The sequence below is a fragment of the Pseudomonas sp. RL_5y_Pfl2_69 genome, assembly GCF_963970465.1.
Lineage (GTDB): Bacteria > Pseudomonadota > Gammaproteobacteria > Pseudomonadales > Pseudomonadaceae > Aquipseudomonas.
The window spans coordinates 357,353-375,133 of the sequence record NZ_CAXAOU010000001.1 but is presented as its reverse complement, the minus strand read 5'-3'; the positions used below and the strand labels follow the sequence as shown (position 1 = coordinate 375,133).

The following is a 17,781-nucleotide window of genomic DNA, read 5'->3' as shown; positions in this document are numbered from 1 at the left end:
GGTCGGCGGGTGCCAAGCGGCGCGCATCCTACACTGTGCTCAGACCTATCGTACAGCTGATGGAATTGGGTCTGGCATTTGGCAGTTGCAGCGAACTTAAGTTCTTTATTTATTTCTTGTAGCTCTTATCTTCCTACTCTGTAGGCCATTAAAGCAGTCTTGGTCGGATAGCTTGTAGGAAAAATACTCAATGTTATGTCATCCCCCTATAATGCGCGCCGGTTTTTGGGGTGTTGGTCATGAGTACAGAAGATCCACGTTTTGCCGGTGTAGCCCGGTTATATGGGCTGGAAGGCCTTGAACGACTGAAGGCGGCGCATGTGGCGATCGTCGGTGTGGGCGGTGTCGGGTCCTGGGCCGCGGAAGCGATTGCGCGCTGCGGTGTGGGCGAAATTTCGCTGTTTGACCTGGATGACGTTTGCGTCAGCAACAGCAACCGGCAGTTGCACGCCTTGAGCACGACCATTGGTCGGGACAAGGTCGAGGTGATGGCCGAGCGTCTGCGTCAGATCAACCCGGACTGCATCGTTCACGAAGTCGCGGATTTCGTGACGCGCGAAACCATGGCCGAGTACATCACCCCGAATATTGACTGCGTGATCGACTGCATCGACAGCGTCAATGCCAAGGCGGCACTGATTGCCTGGTGCAAGCGCCGCAAGATCCAGATCATCACGACCGGTGGTGCGGGCGGGCAAATCGACCCGACGCTGATTCAGGTCTGTGACTTGAACCGCACGTTCAATGACCCGCTGGCCTCGAAAGTTCGTTCGACCTTGCGCCGCGACTATGGCTTTTCGCGGACCATGACGCGCCATTACAGCGTGCCGTGCGTGTTCTCCACCGAGCAGCTGCGCTATCCCAAGCCGGACGGCAGTATTTGCCTGCAGAAGAGCTTTGTCGGTGATGGCGTCAAGCTGGACTGCGCCGGTGGTTTTGGCGCGGTGATGATGGTGACGGCGACCTTCGGCATGGTCGCGGCCACCAAGGCGGTGGACAAAATCGTGGCGGGCGTGCGCCGGCCTTCGGAGCGGGTCAAGCCTGAATGAGTGCGATGCGGTCCTTGTAGTCGCTGACGAGGAACGAGACTGCGATTGGCTGCGTAGCAGTCATGAATTAGCCGTTCATGTGTAGCAGGAGTCTCGAGGATTCTGGTTGTGCGGGGTGCTGCGCACCCCGATCGCAGCCTCGTTCCTCGTCAGCGACTACAGGTATCGCTGCGGTTCAGCCTGCCAATTCCCGCATCCGCTGCAGCACGGCGTTCAAGCCATTGCTGCGCGACGGTGATAGCTGGCGGCTAAGGCCCAACTGGTCGAACCAGTCAGGCAAGTCAACCTGTTGCAGTTGCTCGGTGCTCAAGCCATTGACCCGCGCCAGCAGTAACGCCACCAAACCGCGAATCAGTCGCGCATCACTGCTGGCAGCAAATTGCCAATGGCCATCGACCCGTTCGCCCACCAGCCACACCTGGCTTTCACAGCCATGCACGCGATGAGTTTCGGTTTTGTCGGCGTCGCTCAATGGCGCCAGGCGCTGGCCCCATTGCATGAGCAGGCGTGCACGCTGCTCCCAGCCCGAGCAGTGCTCAAAACTGTCGAGTGCGGCCTGGGCGTCGGCGGGCAGGGTCATTGCAAAAGCTCCAGAGCCTGATCAAGGGCGTCAAAGAAGCGCTCCAGATCTTCCGAGTCGTTGTACAGCGCCAGCGAGACACGGATGGCACCGGCCAGCCCAAAGCTTTTCAGTAGCGGCATGGCGCAATGATGCCCGGCGCGCACGGCAATGCCCTGCTCGGTCAACAGGTGGGCGAGGTCGGCGTTGTGCACGCCCTCAACCACAAAACTGACCAGCGCCAAGTGTGGCGACCCGAGCAGTTGAATACCTTGGCGCTGTTTCAAGCCATCGACCAGTAGCGCGTGCAGCGCTGCTTCATGGGATTCGACGGCGGCCTGATCGAGGTTGGCCAGGTAGTTGAGGGTTGCCCCCAGCCCGATCACGCTGGCAATCGGCGGAGTGCCAGCCTCAAACCCTAGCGGGGCGGGGCGGAAGGTGGCGTGCTGGTAGTCGGCGTCTTGCACCATCTCGCCGCCAAACTGCCAGTGCTGCAATCGGGCCAGTGCTTCGTGGCGACCGAACAGCACACCCAGCCCGTCGGGACCGTAGAGCTTGTGGCTGGAAAATACGTAGAAGTCGCAGCCCAGCGCTTGCACGTCATGCCGGCCATGGACCACGCCTTGTGCGCCATCAACCACCGTCAGTGCATGTTGTGCCTTGGCCAGGGCCAACAGCGCGGGCAAGGGCTGCCACACGCCGAGTACGTTGGACAGTTGGCTCACCGCCAGCAGGCGGGTGCGCGGGGTGATCAGGCGAGCGGCCGCATCGAGGTCGATGACGCCATCGGCATCCAGTGGCAATACCACCAGATTCAGTTGTTTACGCTGGGCAAGCTGTTGCCACGGCAGCAGGTTGGCGTGGTGTTCCAGCGCGCTGATAACAATGTCATCGCCCGCATTGAATTGATGCTCCAGGCCATAGGCCAGAAGGTTCAGGGCCGAGGTGGCGCCGTGGGTGAAAACAATATGCCCGCATTCGCCGGCATTGAGCCATTGCGTCACTTTGTGGCGGGTGTTTTCGAATGCCTGGGTCGCGTGAGCGCCCGGCAAGTGTTGGGCCCTGTGCACATTGGCTGCGCCGTTGGCGTAGTAATGCGTCAGTGCGTCGAGCAGGGCTTGGGGTTTTTGCGTGGTTGCAGCGTTGTCCAGATAAGTCTGGTCCTGACGTTGCAAGGCGGCGATGGCTGGGAAGTCAGCGCGCCAGGGAGAAGGCAAAAGCATGGTGTTCGGGCTCTGTTGACGAGGCTGGAAACCAGCCTCGTCAGTGGCAGATAAACGCTTAGTTGTGAGCGTGCAGTGCTTCGTTCAGCTCGATGGCCGACTTGTGGGTTTTGCATTCCACAGCGCCGGTTTGCGAGTTGCGACGGAACAGCAGGTCAGGTTGGCCTGCAAGGTCACGGGCTTTGAGTACTTTAACCAGCTGGTTGTTTTCGTCCAGCAGCGCCACTTTGGTGCCAGCCGTCAGGTACAGGCCGGATTCAACCGTGTTGCGGTCGCCCAGCGGGATGCCGATACCGGCGTTAGCGCCGATCAGGCAACCTTCGCCCACCTTGATCACGATGTTGCCACCACCTGACAGGGTGCCCATGGTGGAGCAACCGCCGCCCAGGTCCGAACCCTTGCCGACGAATACGCCAGCCGAGACGCGGCCTTCGATCATGCCCGGGCCTTCGGTGCCCGCGTTGAAGTTGACGAAACCTTCGTGCATCACGGTGGTGCCTTCGCCGATGTAAGCACCCAGGCGAAGACGGGCCGCGTCAGCGATACGCACGCCAGCAGGTACCACGTAGTCGGTCATTTTCGGGAACTTGTCGACCGAGAACACTTCCAGCAGTTCGCCACGCAGGCGCGCTTCGAGTTGACGCTCGGCCAGCTCGCTCAGGTCGATGGCGCCCTGGCTGGTCCAGGCCACGTTAGGCAGCAGCGGGAACACACCGGCCAGGTTCAGGCCGTGGGGCTTGACCAGGCGATGGGACAGCAGGTGCAGCTTGAGGTAGGCCTCTGGCGTTGAGGTCAGCGCGGCATCTTCGGCCAGCAAAGTGGCGACCAGCGGCTTGTGGCTTTCGGCCAGACGGGTCAGCAGGGCTGCTTGAGCGGCATCGACCGGTTTAACGGCTTCAGCCATTTGTGCTGCTTGCGCGGTGGTAAAGGTGATTGCCTGATTGCCGCCGGTGTAGCCCAGGATTGGGGCTACGGCTGCGATCAGCTCGGCCGATGGATTGATCAGGGGTTGTGCGTAGAACACTTCCAGCCATGCGCCTTGACGGTTTTGGGTGCCGACGCCGAAGGCTGCGCTGAACAGGGTAGTAGACATGCAATTACCTCTTACAAAAATAAATGGGCGGTCGCTTAAAGAAGGGCCGCCGCATAAAGATCTGGCTTGAAGCCAATCAGGGTTTTGTCACCGAGATCGAGCACAGGGCGCTTGATCATCGAGGGTTGGGCGAGCATCAGTTCAATGGCTTTGGCTTGGTCGAGATCGGCTTTGCGTTCGTCGTCGAGCTTGCGAAAGGTTGTACCTGCGCGATTGAGCACCACTTGCCAGCCGTGCTCGTTGCACCACTGGGTCAGGTGTTCGCGGTCAATGCCGCTGCTTTTGTAGTCATGGAAGTCGTAGCGCACAGCATGTTCATCCAGCCAGGTGCGAGCCTTTTTCATGGTGTCGCAGGCTTTGATGCCGAAAAGGTGCAACGTCTTGCTTGAATCGGTCACGGAAATTGCCCCCCTTGGAGATGCGTGAAAATGAGCAGCCGCGGATTATGCCATGTGCAGCGTGCTTGGGCGTGGATGGCTTGAGCATCTCATGTTCTTGTGACATGTCGTCGCACTGCGACTTATGTTCAGGCTCCAGATGTATCGCCAGCGGCTACTATGACCTGCAATGCAAAAATGTTGCTAGCGGTGTCTAGTAGAAGCTGATTGGTTGGGAACCTTGTCGATATGCAAACCGCCTATACCGTCCTCATCCTGCTGATGCTGGTGGGGGTCTCGCGTCTATTGGGGCGTTTGATTCCCTTGCCTTTGCCATTGGTGCAGATTGCTGCTGGCGCTGTACTGGCCTGGCCGACCCTGGGCCTGCACGTGGCCCTGGAGCCAGAACTGTTCCTGTTTCTGTTCCTGCCGCCGCTGCTGTTCTCGGATGGCTGGCGCATGCCCAAACGCGAGTTCTGGCGCCTGCGCGGGCCGATCCTGACGCTGGCGGTCGGGTTGGTGCTGTTCACGGTGGTGGGTGCAGGTTATTTCATTCACTGGCTATTGCCGACCATCCCCTTGCCGGTGGCGTTTGCGCTGGCGGCGGTGCTGTCACCCACCGATGCCGTGGCGGTATCGGCCATCGCGCAAAATCGTTTGCCCGCACCCTTGATGCACATGCTTCAAGGCGAGGCATTGATGAATGATGCGACGGGCCTGGTGACATTCAAATTTGCACTGGTGGCCGCCATTACCGGGGTGTTTTCCCTGGCCAATGCCAGCTTGGCGTTTGTGCTGGTGGCGTGCGGCGGCTTGGCCATCGGTGTGGCCCTGAGCTGGCTGGTGGGGCGCCTGCGCTCGTGGATGATCGCCCGTGGCTGGGATGACCCGGCAACCCACGTGGTGTTTATGTTACTGCTGCCTTTTGCCGCCTATGTATTGGCTGAGCGCCTGGGCGCGTCGGGTATCTTGTCAGCCGTTGCCGCAGGGATGATGCAGAGCTGGCTGGACCTGTTGCCGCGCCAGACCAGCACCCGGATGCTTAACCGCAGTGTGTGGTCGCTGCTGGAGTTTGCGTTCAACGGTTTGATCTTTTTGCTGTTGGGCCTGCAACTGCCGGACATCATCAAGGCTGTGGTCCACCTGGAGCCAACACTGTGGCCCGCCTTGATGTATCGCTGCCTGGATGTCGTGGCGATTTTTCTGGTGTTGCTGGCGCTGCGATTTATCTGGGTGCAGAGCATCTGGCGTTTGTCCGGTCTGTTGCGCCGCCTGCGAGGCAAAGGTGAGCTGACAATGGTACCGACTGCGCGCTCCTGCTGGCTCTTGACCGTCGGGGGTGTGCGCGGCGCAGTGACGCTGGCGGGTGTGATGTCCATACCGCTGTTACTGAACGAGGGGCTGGATTTCCCCGAGCGTGACCTGCTGATCTTTATTGCTGCGGGGGTGATCCTGCTGTCTCTGGTGGCGGCTTGCATTGCGCTGCCCTTGTTGTTGCGCGGGATTGAAAAAAGCCCGGACGATGCAATGCGCAATGAAGTACGAGAAGCCTGGCGACGCACTGCCGAGGCGGCGATCCACGCGCTGGAAGCTGAAGACGTGGTCGAGGCAGTTGGGCAGCAGGATGCCGCTCAGGCAGCGTTGGCGGCTGAGTTGAAGGCGCGGATCATGTCCGAATATCGTCATCAACTTGAGGTGTATAACGACACGGCGCAGGCGCAGGAACTGGCGACCCAGATGGACCAGCTGGAAAGCCGGCTGCGACTCAAGGCGCTCAGGGCGCAACGGCTGGAGCTTTACAGCTTGAGGCGTCATCACGAAATCGGGGATGACGCATTGAGCGAGATTCTCAAGGATCTGGACTTGAGCGAGGCCAATCTGGGGACGGTGAAGTAATACACCAGCCTCTGTGGGAGCGGGCTTGCTCGCGATTGTATCGCCGCGGTTTGTCAGTCAGACCGAGTTGATGGCATCGCAGGCAAGCCAGCTCCCACCGGTTTTATAGCGCCTTGCAGTGCCATTGTGTGGGAGCGGGTCAGTGTCGAGGGGTTCAGCCCCGGCGCTGGATAAAGTCGCGAATGCGCTCGGCGGCTTCTACGCACTCAGCCAGTGGCGCGACCAGTGCCATGCGCACCCGTCCTGCTCCAGGGTTGAAACCGTCGACTTCACGGGACAGGTAAGAGCCCGGCACCACGGTCACGTGCTCTTGCGCAAACAGGTCGCGGCAGAACTCGGCGTCGTCGCCTTCAACCCTTGGCCACAGGTAAAACCCGCCATCCGGGCGCTGTACATCCAGTACCGGGGCCAGGATCGCCAGCACCGCATCGAATTTCTCGCGATACAAATCGCGGTTGGTGCGTACGTGAGCCTCGTCATTCCAGGCAGCAATGCTGGCCAGCTGGGTTTGCACCGGCATGGCGCAGCCGTGGTAGGTGCGATACAGCAAAAATGCCTTGAGGATCTCGGCGTCGCCCGCCACGAAGCCTGAGCGCAGGCCTGGCAGGTTCGAGCGCTTGGACAGGCTGTGGAACACCACGCAACGCTTGAAGTCTTCACGGCCCAGTGCCACGCAAGCGCTGAGCAGGCCCACTGGCGGCGTTTGCTCGTCGAAGTACAGCTCGCTGTAACACTCGTCGGCGGCGATCACGAAATCGTGTTCGTCGGCCAGGGCGATGAGCTTTTTCAAGGTGTCGAGGGGGATCAGTGCGCCGGTCGGGTTGCCCGGTGAGCACAGGAACAGAATCTGGCAGCGCTTCCAGGTCTCGGCCGATACCGCGTCGAAATCCGGGTTGAAGCCATGTTCGGCCAGGCATGGCAGGTAGTGCGGCTGGGCCCCGGCCAGGAAGGCTGCGCCTTCGTAGATCTGATAGAACGGGTTCGGGCTGACGACCAGTGCGTCGTCGCCACGGTTGACCACGGTTTGGGTGAAGGCGAACAGGGCTTCACGGGTGCCGTTGACCGGCAGGATATTGCGCGCCGGGTCTAGCCAGCCTTTTGGCACGTTGAAGCGACGCTCGGCCCAGCCAGCGATGGCTTCACGCAGCGCGGGGATGCCCAGGGTGGTCGGGTAGACCGCCATCTGGTCGAGATTGTCAGCCAGTGCCTTGGCCACGAAGTCCGGCGAGCGGTGTTTCGGTTCGCCAATCGACAGCGCAATCGGTCGCTTGTCGGCATTGGGCTGCACGCTGCCAAGCAGGGCGCGCAGTTTTTCGAACGGGTAAGGCTGAAGCTGGTTTAGAGCGTTGTTCATGGGGTGCGGGTCTCACTCGGCGGCGGTTAAATGCTAAGGCGCCACGGTTCTGGGGTTGAATCCTGGTTGACCGTCAGTTGTTCGACGATCGCTTCCTGCAGGCGCATGCACAGCTGTGGGTCGGACAACGGTTGGTTGTGTGCATCGGTAATGAAAAATACGTCTTCGACGCGCTCGCCCAGGGTGGCGATCTTGGCGTTTTGCAACGACAGGTCGAACTCCAGAAAGATCATCCCGATCCGTGCCAGCAGGCCCGGACGGTCGGGGGCGCTGAGTTCCAGTACGGTGACCGGGCGCTGGGCGTCGTTGTGGATCGTCACTTGGGGCGCGAAGGCAAAGTGTTTCAGTTGGCGCGGTACCCGGCGCTGGATAATGGTCGGGTAGTCGTCCGGGTTGCGCAGGGCTTCGGTCAGGCCCTTGCGGATTTTTTCAATGCGCGCCGGATCGTTGCCGATGGAGCCGCCGTCGTTGTCGAGCACGATATAGGTGTCGAGGGTGAACTGGCTGCTGGACGTGATGATGCGTGCGTCATGGATGTTCAGGTTGAGCTGGTCCATGGCCGCCACGGTCACGGCGAAGAAGTCGTGCTGATCGGGTGCATAGATGAAGATCTGCGTGCCGCCCTCGAACTCGCGCTGGGTGGTTTCCTTGATCAGCACCAGCGGCCCGCCATCGGCGGGCTGCTGCAAGATGGCTTCGGTGTGCAGGGCTACGTCGGCCGAGGTGTGGCGCAAGAAGTAGTCATCACCCAGCTGTGACCAGAGCTGCTCCACATCATCCTGATCGTTGCCATTGCGTACCAGGGTGTCCAGCGCAGCACTTTGGGTCTGGCGAATCTGTTCTTCGCGGTCTACCGGGTTTTCCAGGCCGCGACGCAAGGCGCGCTTGGTTTCGGTGTAGAGCTGGCGCAACAGGCTGGCGCGCCAGGAGTTCCACAGCGTCGGGTTGGTGGCGTTGATGTCGGCGACGGTCAGTACATAGAGGTAGTCGAGATGAGTTTCGTCGACCACGATCTGGGCAAAGTCATGGATGACCTGCGGATCTGACAGGTCTTTGCGTTGAGCGGTGGTGGACATCACCAGATGGTTTTGCACCAGCCAGACGATCAGGCGCGTGTCCCACAGCGGCAACTGGTGGCGAATGCAGAACACCTCGGCATCCACTGCGCCAATTTCGGAATGGTCGCCGTGTCGGCCTTTGCCGATGTCGTGGTACAGCCCGGCCAGATAGATCAGTTCGGGTTTTGGCAGCTTGGCCATCAGCTTGCTGGCCAGCGGGAATTTCTCAGATACCTGGGTGTATTGCAGCTTACGCAGGTGCTTGATCAGGTTCAGGGTATGGGCGTCGACCGTATAGATGTGGAACAGGTCGTGCTGCATCTGCCCGACGATAAAGCCGAATTCGGGCAGGTAGCGTCCGAGAATGCCGTAGCGGTTCATGCGGCGCAGGTTGCGGTGGATGCCGATCTTGCACTTGAACAGCTCGATAAACAGGCTGGTATTGCGAATGTCTTTACGGAAATCGTCGTCGATCAGGTAGCGATGTTCGCGCAGCAGGCGGATTGTATCGGCCCGTACGCCCTTGATTTCAGGGTGTTGGGCCATCAGCAGGAAAATTTCGAGCATGGCGAAGGGCGTACGCTTGAACACGTAGTCGCTGGTGGCTTCGATATAGCCATCGTGCAACTGGAAGCGTGAGTTCAAGGGCGTTGGCGGCGCTTCGTCTTCGGGCGCGAGGATGATCTCTTCGAAGTGCTGGATGATCAGGTCGCTGAGCTGGGCAATGCTCATGACCACCCGGTAGTACTGCTGCATGAAGTTTTCGATGGTTTGCTTGGCATCTTCGCCGGCAAAGCCCAGCAACTCGCCGATGCTGCGCTGATGATCGAACAGCAGGCGGTCTTCGGAGCGGCCTGCGAGCATGTGCAGGGCGTAGCGCACTTTCCACAAAAACTCCTGGGATGAGGCGAGCAGGGCGTGCTCGCTTTCGACCAGAAAGCCTTCGCCGGCCAGGGCGCGCAGGTTCAGGGTCCCGTACTGGCGGCGGGCTACCCACAACAGGGTCTGAATATCGCGCAGGCCGCCAGGGGAGCCTTTGACGTTGGGTTCCAGGTTGTATTCGGTGTCGTTGTACTTGTGGTGGCGAGCCTTCTGCTCGGCGCGCTTGGCCAGGAAAAAGTCTTTGCTGGGCCACATGTGTTCGGTGCTGGTGACGTCCAGCATGCGCTGGCGAAGATGCTCGGGGCCAGCAACGGTGCGGCTTTCCATCAGGTTGGTGATGATGGTCAGGTCGGCACGGGCTTGCTCTGCGCACTCGGCCACCGACCGCACGCTCTGGCCGACTTCCAGGCCAATGTCCCAGAGAAGCGTCAGAAAACGCTCAATGGAATCACGGAAAATTTCGTGGTCGGCGTTGTCCAGCAGGATCAACAGGTCGATGTCGGAGTAGGGGTGCAGTTCGCCGCGGCCATAACCGCCGACTGCGACCAGAGCGATGTCCGCCTGGTCGCTCCAGGTGAACTGATCCCACGCCTGTTGCAGGATGTTGTCGACGAACCATGCACGATCTTCGATCAGGCGGCGAATATCGCGCCCTTTTTTGAAGCGTTCGTCGAGCACCTCGCGTGCCTGGCGGATCGCCTTTTTGAAAGCGGCAATGGGGCTTGCCTTTAATGCCAGCTCGGCCTGGAACTGGCCGCGGTCAAAAAGTTCTGGATCCACCTGCGGCATCGATTGGCATTCCTATCGTGGTTTTTTCTGTTTAAACGGTGGCAACAGGCAAGTATCAGGCCGAAACGCGCGGGATGGTGTCATCGCTGCGCAGGGTGAAGATCTCGTAGCCGGTCTCGGTCACCAGCAGGGTGTGCTCCCACTGTGCGGACAGCTTGCGGTCCTTGGTGATGGCGGTCCAGCCATCGCCCAGCACCTTGGTGTCGGCCTTGCCCTGGTTGATCATCGGCTCGATGGTGAAGGTCATGCCTGCCTTGAGCTCCATGCCGGTGCCAGCGCGACCGTAGTGCAGGATTTGCGGTTCTTCGTGGAAGACCTTGCCGATGCCGTGGCCGCAGAACTCGCGAACCACCGAGAAGCCGTTCTTTTCAGCGTGCTTCTGGATCACTTCGCCGATATCGCCCAGGCGGCAGCCCGGTTTGACGATCTCGATGGCCTTGTACATGCATTCCTGAGTCACCTGCGACAGGCGCTCGGCCCAGACCGGAACCTTGCCGACGTGGAACATGCGGCTGGTGTCGCCGTGGTAGCCGTCCTTGATCACGGTGACATCGATGTTCAGGGTGTCGCCGTCTTTCAGGACCTTGTCGCCAGGGATGCCGTGGCACACCACGTGGTTGATCGAGGTGCAGATAGACTTCGGGAAGCCTTTATAGTTGAGCGGAGCAGGGATGGCGTGCTGCACGTTGACAATATAGTCGTGGCAGATGCGGTCCAGCTCTTCGGTGGTTACGCCGGGCTTGACGTGCTCGGCGATCATTTCCAGGACTTCGGCGGCCAGTTTGCCGGCGACACGCATTTTTGCGATGTCCTCGGGGGTTTTGAGGGTGACGGTCATTCGGGCTCTCTTCGCGCGTTGGCGCTCATCATCAGGATTGCGGGTGTGCTGTTTGTCGCTGCACACCGTCATAAAAACGCGATTCTAACAGACGGTCGGCGTTAATCATGGGCCTGTTGCCATCGCTTCTATTAATAGAATGGACAGTCTGGTTCTATTTCAGGGCCTGGGTAAAAAAAGGTGCAGGTCCAATGAATCAGATTTTGATCTGCTTTTGATCGGGTTTTTGATCTCTTGGTAAGGGCGCAACCTGTAGAAAGCCGTGATGCATCGAATGGATATGTACTCGGTGGTGTTGGGAATATTTCAGTGGCGGCAGTAACATTGACAGGTCAGCGGCAAGCGCAAAATCTGATGTAAACCCTTGCCATGCAACGGCTTGGCAATAAAATCAGAATCCGTGCTTCGTTTATTGACCATCTTGTGGTATAAAATGCGCCGCTTTGCGGGTATAGCCCGCAGAGCACAAACCCACACACGTGTCGACACGATGACCTGGGTGCCTTCAGCTTTGAAGCTGCTGGTTGGTCGTTGGGATACGTGGAGGCCTAACCCGACTTATTAAGGAACTATCATGTCCCAAGTCAACATGCGCGATATGCTGAAGGCCGGTGTGCACTTCGGTCACCAAACCCGTTACTGGAACCCGAAGATGGGTAAATACATCTTTGGCGCGCGTAACAAGATCCACATCATCAACCTTGAAAAAACCCTGCCAATGTTCAACGAAGCTCTGACTTTCGTAGAGCGTCTGGCCCAGGGCAAAAACAAGATTCTGTTCGTCGGCACCAAGCGTTCCGCTGGCAAGATCGTTGCTGAAGAAGCAGCACGTTGCGGTTCGCCGTACGTGGATCACCGCTGGTTGGGCGGCATGCTCACCAACTTCAAAACCATTCGTGCTTCGATCAAGCGTCTGCGTGACCTTGAAATCCAGGCAGAAGACGGTACTTTCGCCAAGCTGACCAAGAAAGAGGCGCTGATGCGCACTCGCGATCTGCAGAAGCTGGATCGTAGCCTGGGTGGTATCAAGGACATGGGCGGTCTGCCAGACGCTCTGTTCGTTATCGACGTTGACCACGAGCGTATCGCGATCACCGAAGCTAACAAGTTGGGTATCCCGGTAATCGGCGTTGTCGATACCAACAGCAGCCCAGAAGGTGTTGACTACATCATCCCGGGTAACGATGACGCAATCCGCGCTATCCAGCTGTACATGGGTGCGATGGCTGATGCTGTGATCAAAGGCCGTAACCACGTTGCTGGCGGCACCGACGTTTTCGTCGAAGAAGCTCCAGCTGCAGCGGTAGTTGAAGGCTGAGTAATTAACGCCTAGCGTTTACTCAGTACGCAAAAAGGGGGCTTGGCCCCCTTTTTGCCACCTCGAAATCCATTTGTTGTAACCATGTTTGTCGTATCTGTATCAGATGGCGACCTGCACAGTTGATTCGGGGTGCGCTTCAAACGAATTGAACGCCCGTTCGGTCGGGTGGAATGGTTGAAAACCTATCCAAGAGGAATTTTGAAATGGCAGAGATTACTGCAGCGTTGGTTAAAGAACTGCGTGAGCGTACTGGCGAAGGCATGATGGATTGCAAGAAAGCCTTGACCAAGGCTGGCGGCGACATCGAAAAAGCCATTGATGACATGCGTGCTTCGGGCGCCATCAAGGCAGCCAAAAAAGCAGGCAACGTTGCTGCTGAAGGCGCTATCGCAGTTAAAGTTGCGGACGACAACAAGTCGGCCGTTATTCTTGAAGTCAACTCGCAAACCGACTTCCTGGCTCTGCAAGAAGACTTCAAAAACTTCGTCGCTGCCAGCGTTGAAAAAGCGTTTGCTGACAAACTGACCGACGCAGCTCCGCTGATCGCCGCTCAAGAAGAAGCTCGTCTGATTCTGGTTGGTAAAGTAGGCGAGAACGTTAACATTCGTCGCCTGGCGCGCATCGAAGGTGACGTTGTTGACGCTTACCTGCACGGCAACAAGATCGGTGTTGTAGTGGCTCTGAAAGGCGGCAACGCTGAGCTGGCTCGTGACATCGCCATGCACGTAGCTGCAAGCAACCCTGAGTTCCTGCTGCCATCGCAAGTTTCCGCTGATGCTATCGAACGCGAAAAAACCGTGTTCATGAGCCTCAACGAAGACAAGATCAAAGGCAAGCCAGCAGAAATCGTTGAAAAAATGGTTGCCGGTCGCATCAGCAAGTTCCTGGCTGAAGCCAGCCTGGTTGAGCAAGCTTTCGTTAAGAACCCGGAAATCAAAGTCGGCGACCTGGCCAAGAAAGCCGGCGCTGAAATCGTTTCCTTCACTTACTTCAAAGTAGGTGATGGCATCGAGAAGCCAGTTGATGACTTCGCTGCAGAAGTTGCTGCACAAGTGGCTGCAAGCAAGCAATAAGACGGTTTACAACTGTCGACCCGAAGAGGCTGCCCGCTCACGCGCGCAGCCTCTTTTCAAATGGGAGGGGTTTTTCCTTTCTCGACGGAACCGGTTTGCAAAATCGTGTTCCGATGGTGCTGCTGTGCAGTACCACAGCTAGAGTATGCGCAGGCTGCAAAATGGCCTCGCACAGATTTTTAATAAACGCGGCAGGAGAGATTCGCAATGGCTCAGCAGGGCAGTGGTTATCAAGCTCGCTATAAACGCATTCTACTCAAGCTAAGCGGCGAAGCCCTGATGGGCTCTGAAGAGTTCGGGATCGACCCCAAAGTACTCGACCGCATGGCGCTGGAAGTGGGCCAGTTGGTCGGCATCGGCGTTCAGGTAGGATTGGTAATTGGTGGTGGCAACCTGTTCCGTGGTGCTGCATTGAGCGCCGCCGGTATGGACCGTGTAACGGGCGACCATATGGGCATGCTGGCTACCGTGATGAACGCCCTGGCCATGCGCGATGCGCTGGAACGTGCGAATATCTCTGCCATCGTTATGTCGGCTATTTCCATGGTTGGCGTGACCGATCATTACGATCGTCGTAAGGCCATGCGCCATCTCAATGCCAAAGATGTGGTGATTTTCGCTGCTGGTACCGGTAATCCATTCTTCACAACGGATTCGGCTGCCTGCTTGCGCGCCATTGAAATCGACGCTGATGTTGTGCTCAAGGCAACCAAGGTTGACGGCGTGTATACCGCAGATCCATTCAAAGATCCCCATGCCGAGAAGTTCGATCATCTGACTTACGATGAAGTTCTGGATCGCAAACTGGGTGTGATGGACCTGACGGCTATCTGTCTGTGCCGCGACCACAAAATGCCATTGCGTGTATTTAATATGAACAAGCCTGGCGCCCTGCTTAATATTGTCCATGGCGGTGCTGAAGGCACTCTGATCGAGGAAGGTCAACAATGATCAACGAAATCAAGAAAGACGCTCAAACGCGCATGCAGAAATCGCTGGAATCCCTGGCCCATTCATTTGGCCAGATTCGTACCGGCAAGGCTCACCCAAGCATCCTGGGCAGCGTGATGGTGCCTTACTACGGCTCGGATACTCCGATCAGCCAGGTAGCCAACATCACGGTTAAAGATTCGCGCACCCTGCAAGTTGTTGCATTCGAGCGCAACATGCTGGGCGCAGTAGACAAAGCAATCCAGAGCGCGGGCCTGAACCTCAATCCGACCAACCTGGGCGAATTGTTGCTGATCTCCATGCCAGCCCTGACTGAAGAAACCCGTAAGGTTTTCGCCAAGCAGGCTCGTGACGCAGCTGAAGATGCACGTATCGCCGTGCGCAATATCCGTCGTGACGCGTTGAGCCAGTTGAAAGACCTGGTCAAGGAAAAGGAAATCAGCGAAGACGAAGAGCGTCGTGCTGCTGATGATATTCAGAAGCTGACTGACAAGGCTGTGGCTGATATCGAAGTGGCCACCAAGCAGAAAGAAGCGGACCTGATGGCCGTATAAGGGTCAGGGCGTTTTATGGAAAAGACGAAGCAGGCTGACCCGTCATCTGTTCCGCGACATGTCGCGATCATCATGGACGGTAATAATCGCTGGGCGAAAAAACGCTTTATGCCGGGTGTCGCCGGGCATAAAGCGGGTGTGGATGCAGTTCGTGCGGTCATTGAGGTGTGTGTCGAGGCCAAGGTCGAGGTACTCACCCTGTTCGCGTTCTCCAGTGAAAACTGGCGGCGTCCTGCGGCTGAAGTCAGTGCCTTGATGGATTTATTCTTCAGGGCGCTGCGTCGTGAGGCCAAGCGCCTCAACGAAAACGAGATCAGCCTGCGGATCATCGGCGACCGCTCACGCTTTCATCCCGACTTGCAAAAGGCGATGCGTGAAGCGGAAGAAATGACGGTGGGCGAAGGTCGCTTTGTCTTGCAGATTGCCGCTAACTACGGTGGTCAGTGGGACATTGCCCAGGCTGCGCAGCAACTGGCGCGTCAAGTCCAGGCAGGCCACTTGCAGCCTGAGGACATTTCGCCGGAGTTGCTGCAAACCTGTCTGGTAACGGGCGATCTGCCTTTGCCTGACCTGTGTATTCGCACCGGTGGCGAGCATCGCATCAGCAATTTCTTGCTGTGGCAGCTCGCCTATTCCGAGTTGTACTTCTCCGACCTGTTCTGGCCGGACTTCAAACACGAGGCCATGCGTCATGCATTGGCTGATTTCGCTTCTCGCCAGCGCCGCTTCGGTAAAACGAGCGAGCAGGTTGAGGCTGGAGCCCGGATTTAATGCTTAAACAACGAATCATCACTGCACTTATCTTGCTGCCAATTGCCTTGTGCGGCTTTTTCCTGCTTGAGGGTAGCGGCTTTGCGCTGTTTATAGGCCTGGTCGTTACCTTGGGTGCCTGGGAATGGGCCCGTCTTGCAGGTTTTGAGGCTCAATCTGCACGGGTTTTATTTGCAGCGGTAGTGGCCTTGCTGCTCTTTGGTTTGCACATTTTTCCTGATCTGGCGCCGTGGGTGCTGGGTGCGGCGGTGTTGTGGTGGGCGCTGGCAACCTTTCTGGTGCTGACCTTTCCGCAATCCGCTGTGCATTGGTCGAGTATTGCAACCAAGCTGGTGATTGGCCTGCTGATCCTGCTGCCAGCCTGGCAAGGTCTGGTTTTGATCAAGGCGATGCCGTTGGGCAATTGGCTGATCATGGCAGTGATGGTTCTGGTGTGGGGCGCAGATATCGGCGCTTATTTTTCAGGTCGCAAATTTGGCAAGCGCAAGCTCGCCCCTAAAGTCAGCCCGGGTAAAAGCTGGGAAGGTGTTTTTGGCGGTTTGTTACTGAGCCTGCTGATCACCGCTGCAGTAGGTATTGTGCGTGACTGGAGCGCTTCACAGATGTTTGCTGCGCTGGTAGGTGCTGCCTTGATCGTACTGATTTCGGTGGTGGGTGACCTCACAGAGAGCATGTTCAAGCGCCAGGCCGGTGTTAAAGACAGCAGTAACCTGCTGCCGGGTCATGGTGGTGTTCTGGATCGCATCGACAGCCTCACGGCGGCGATCCCTGTATTTGCTGTATTGCTGTGGATGGCTGCCTCATGAGTCGTCCACAACAGATTACTGTTCTGGGGGCTACGGGTTCCATTGGCCTGAGTACCCTGGATGTTATTGCGCGTCACCCTGATCGTTATCAAGTATTTGCCCTGAGTGGCTACAGTCGTCTCGCCGAGTTACTGGCCTTGTGCATCAAGCACAGGCCTCAGGTTGCTGTGGTGCCCCATGAAGGTGCTGCCGTCCAGTTGCAGGCAGATCTGCGCGCTGCCGGGCTCAACACCGAGGTGTTGGTGGGTGAGGAGGGCTTGTGCCAGGTGTCGTCTGCCCCTGAAGTCGACTCGGTGATGGCGGCAATCGTCGGTGCTGCAGGTCTGCGCCCGACACTGGCAGCGGTCAATGCCGGCAAGAAGATCCTGTTGGCCAACAAAGAAGCGCTGGTGATGACGGGCGACCTGTTCATGCAGGCTGTACGTCGCAGCGGTTCGGTTTTGCTGCCTATCGACAGTGAACACAACGCGATCTTCCAGTGCTTGCCGCAAGACTTTGCGCGCGGACTGGGTAATGTGGGCGTTCGTCGCATTTTGCTGACGGCGTCTGGTGGCCCTTTCCGTGAAACACCGCTGGCAGAGCTTGAGCACGTCACGCCGGATCAAGCCTGCGCTCATCCCAATTGGTCGATGGGGCGCAAGATTTCCGTAGATTCTGCGAGCATGATGAACAAGGGGCTGGAGCTGATCGAGGCGTGCTGGTTGTTCGATGCCCGACCGGATCAAGTTGAAGTGGTGATTCATCCGCAGAGCGTGATTCATTCGCTGGTTGATTACGTGGATGGCTCGGTACTGGCGCAGTTGGGTAATCCGGATATGCGAACACCGATTTCCAATGCCCTGGCCTGGCCTGAACGTATTGATTCGGGTGTTGCGCCACTGGATCTTTTTGCTGTCGCGCGGCTGGACTTCGAGCGTCCTGACGAGCAACGTTTCCCTTGTTTGCGTTTGGCTCGAGAGGCCGCGCTGGCAGGCAATAGCGCGCCAGCGATGCTCAATGCGGCAAACGAGGTGGCAGTGGCTGCCTTTTTGGACGGGCGCATCCGTTACCCACAGATCGCCCGTATCATCGAAGATGTATTGAATAGCGAGCCTGTGGTTGCCGTAGATGAATTGGAAGCGGTATTTGCCGCTGACGGCAAAGCCCGAATGCTGGCTGAACAGTGGTTGAGTCGTAACGGCTAAAAG

General features: G+C 58.0%; 16 protein-coding genes. 9 read left to right on the top strand and 7 right to left on the bottom strand.

Annotation, left to right across the window (positions count from 1 at the left end; all coding sequences use genetic code 11):
* The first annotated feature begins 239 nt into the window (after positions 1-239).
* Positions 240-1,049, top strand: a complete 810-nt coding sequence (gene tcdA, locus AACY07_RS01735) for a tRNA cyclic N6-threonylcarbamoyladenosine(37) synthase TcdA (protein ID WP_133077736.1) — start codon at positions 240-242, stop codon at positions 1,047-1,049.
* 175 nt (positions 1,050-1,224) lie between these two features.
* On the opposite strand, the gene AACY07_RS01730 is transcribed toward tcdA, so the two are convergent.
* From AACY07_RS01730 to AACY07_RS01715, 4 genes are read right to left on the bottom strand one after another with little or no spacing between them, the layout of a single operon-like run.
* A complete protein-coding gene (locus AACY07_RS01730) occupies positions 1,225-1,629 on the bottom strand; it encodes a SufE family protein (protein ID WP_339473225.1) in 405 nt (134 codons plus the stop codon).
* A complete protein-coding gene (locus tag AACY07_RS01725) occupies positions 1,626-2,831 on the bottom strand; it encodes an aminotransferase class V-fold PLP-dependent enzyme (RefSeq protein ID WP_339473223.1) in 1,206 nt (401 codons plus the stop codon). Before AACY07_RS01725 ends, AACY07_RS01730 begins: the two co-directional genes overlap by 4 nt.
* 58 nt (positions 2,832-2,889) lie before the next feature.
* Positions 2,890-3,924 carry a 2,3,4,5-tetrahydropyridine-2,6-dicarboxylate N-succinyltransferase gene (dapD, locus tag AACY07_RS01720; RefSeq protein WP_133077733.1) on the bottom strand — a complete coding sequence of 345 codons (1,035 nt, stop codon included), beginning with the start codon at positions 3,922-3,924 and terminating at the stop codon, positions 2,890-2,892.
* Between the two features lie 35 nt (positions 3,925-3,959).
* Positions 3,960-4,268 carry an arsenate reductase gene (locus AACY07_RS01715; protein WP_228795906.1) on the bottom strand — a complete coding sequence of 103 codons (309 nt, stop codon included), beginning with the start codon at positions 4,266-4,268 and terminating at the stop codon, positions 3,960-3,962.
* A gap of 282 nt (positions 4,269-4,550) precedes the next feature.
* Between AACY07_RS01715 and AACY07_RS01710 the strand changes: the two genes are divergently transcribed.
* Complete coding sequence (locus AACY07_RS01710) at positions 4,551-6,197, top strand: Na+/H+ antiporter (RefSeq protein ID WP_339473221.1); 1,647 nt, start codon at positions 4,551-4,553, stop codon at positions 6,195-6,197.
* 154 nt (positions 6,198-6,351) lie between these two features.
* Here AACY07_RS01710 and dapC read toward each other — a convergent pair whose 3' ends face one another.
* From dapC to map, 3 genes are read right to left on the bottom strand one after another with little or no spacing between them, the layout of a single operon-like run.
* The gene (gene dapC / locus AACY07_RS01705) at positions 6,352-7,551 is read right to left on the bottom strand and encodes a succinyldiaminopimelate transaminase (RefSeq protein ID WP_326397445.1); all 1,200 of its coding nucleotides are present in this window, start codon (positions 7,549-7,551) and stop codon (positions 6,352-6,354) included.
* Between the two features lie 26 nt (positions 7,552-7,577).
* The gene (locus AACY07_RS01700; RefSeq protein ID WP_219261627.1) at positions 7,578-10,280 is read right to left on the bottom strand and encodes a [protein-PII] uridylyltransferase; all 2,703 of its coding nucleotides are present in this window, start codon (positions 10,278-10,280) and stop codon (positions 7,578-7,580) included.
* A gap of 55 nt (positions 10,281-10,335) precedes the next feature.
* The gene (gene map / locus AACY07_RS01695; protein WP_326397448.1) at positions 10,336-11,190 is read right to left on the bottom strand and encodes a type I methionyl aminopeptidase; all 855 of its coding nucleotides are present in this window, start codon (positions 11,188-11,190) and stop codon (positions 10,336-10,338) included.
* Positions 11,191-11,692: 502 nt separating this feature from the next.
* Here map and rpsB point away from each other — a divergent pair.
* From rpsB to ispC, 7 genes are all read left to right on the top strand, one after another.
* Entirely contained in the window at positions 11,693-12,436 is a 744-nt protein-coding gene (rpsB, locus tag AACY07_RS01690) for a 30S ribosomal protein S2 (RefSeq protein WP_016781981.1), read from the top strand.
* A 206-nt stretch (positions 12,437-12,642) separates the two neighbouring features.
* A complete protein-coding gene (gene tsf, locus AACY07_RS01685; protein ID WP_133077728.1) occupies positions 12,643-13,512 on the top strand; it encodes a translation elongation factor Ts in 870 nt (289 codons plus the stop codon).
* A gap of 207 nt (positions 13,513-13,719) precedes the next feature.
* Positions 13,720-14,463 carry a UMP kinase gene (pyrH, locus tag AACY07_RS01680; RefSeq protein WP_003440426.1) on the top strand — a complete coding sequence of 248 codons (744 nt, stop codon included), beginning with the start codon at positions 13,720-13,722 and terminating at the stop codon, positions 14,461-14,463.
* On the top strand, positions 14,460-15,017 hold the full coding sequence (gene frr / locus AACY07_RS01675) for a ribosome recycling factor (RefSeq protein WP_019822187.1): 558 nt from the start codon (positions 14,460-14,462) through the stop codon (positions 15,015-15,017). Before pyrH ends, frr begins: the two co-directional genes overlap by 4 nt.
* Before the next feature lie 15 nt (positions 15,018-15,032).
* The gene (uppS, locus tag AACY07_RS01670; RefSeq protein WP_133077727.1) at positions 15,033-15,788 is read left to right on the top strand and encodes a polyprenyl diphosphate synthase; all 756 of its coding nucleotides are present in this window, start codon (positions 15,033-15,035) and stop codon (positions 15,786-15,788) included.
* Complete coding sequence (locus AACY07_RS01665; RefSeq protein WP_219261625.1) at positions 15,788-16,594, top strand: phosphatidate cytidylyltransferase; 807 nt, start codon at positions 15,788-15,790, stop codon at positions 16,592-16,594. Before uppS ends, AACY07_RS01665 begins: the two co-directional genes overlap by 1 nt.
* Positions 16,591-17,778, top strand: a complete 1,188-nt coding sequence (gene ispC, locus AACY07_RS01660; RefSeq protein ID WP_133077725.1) for a 1-deoxy-D-xylulose-5-phosphate reductoisomerase — start codon at positions 16,591-16,593, stop codon at positions 17,776-17,778. The genes AACY07_RS01665 and ispC overlap by 4 nt, the downstream gene beginning before the upstream one ends.
* Positions 17,779-17,781 lie beyond the last annotated feature (3 nt).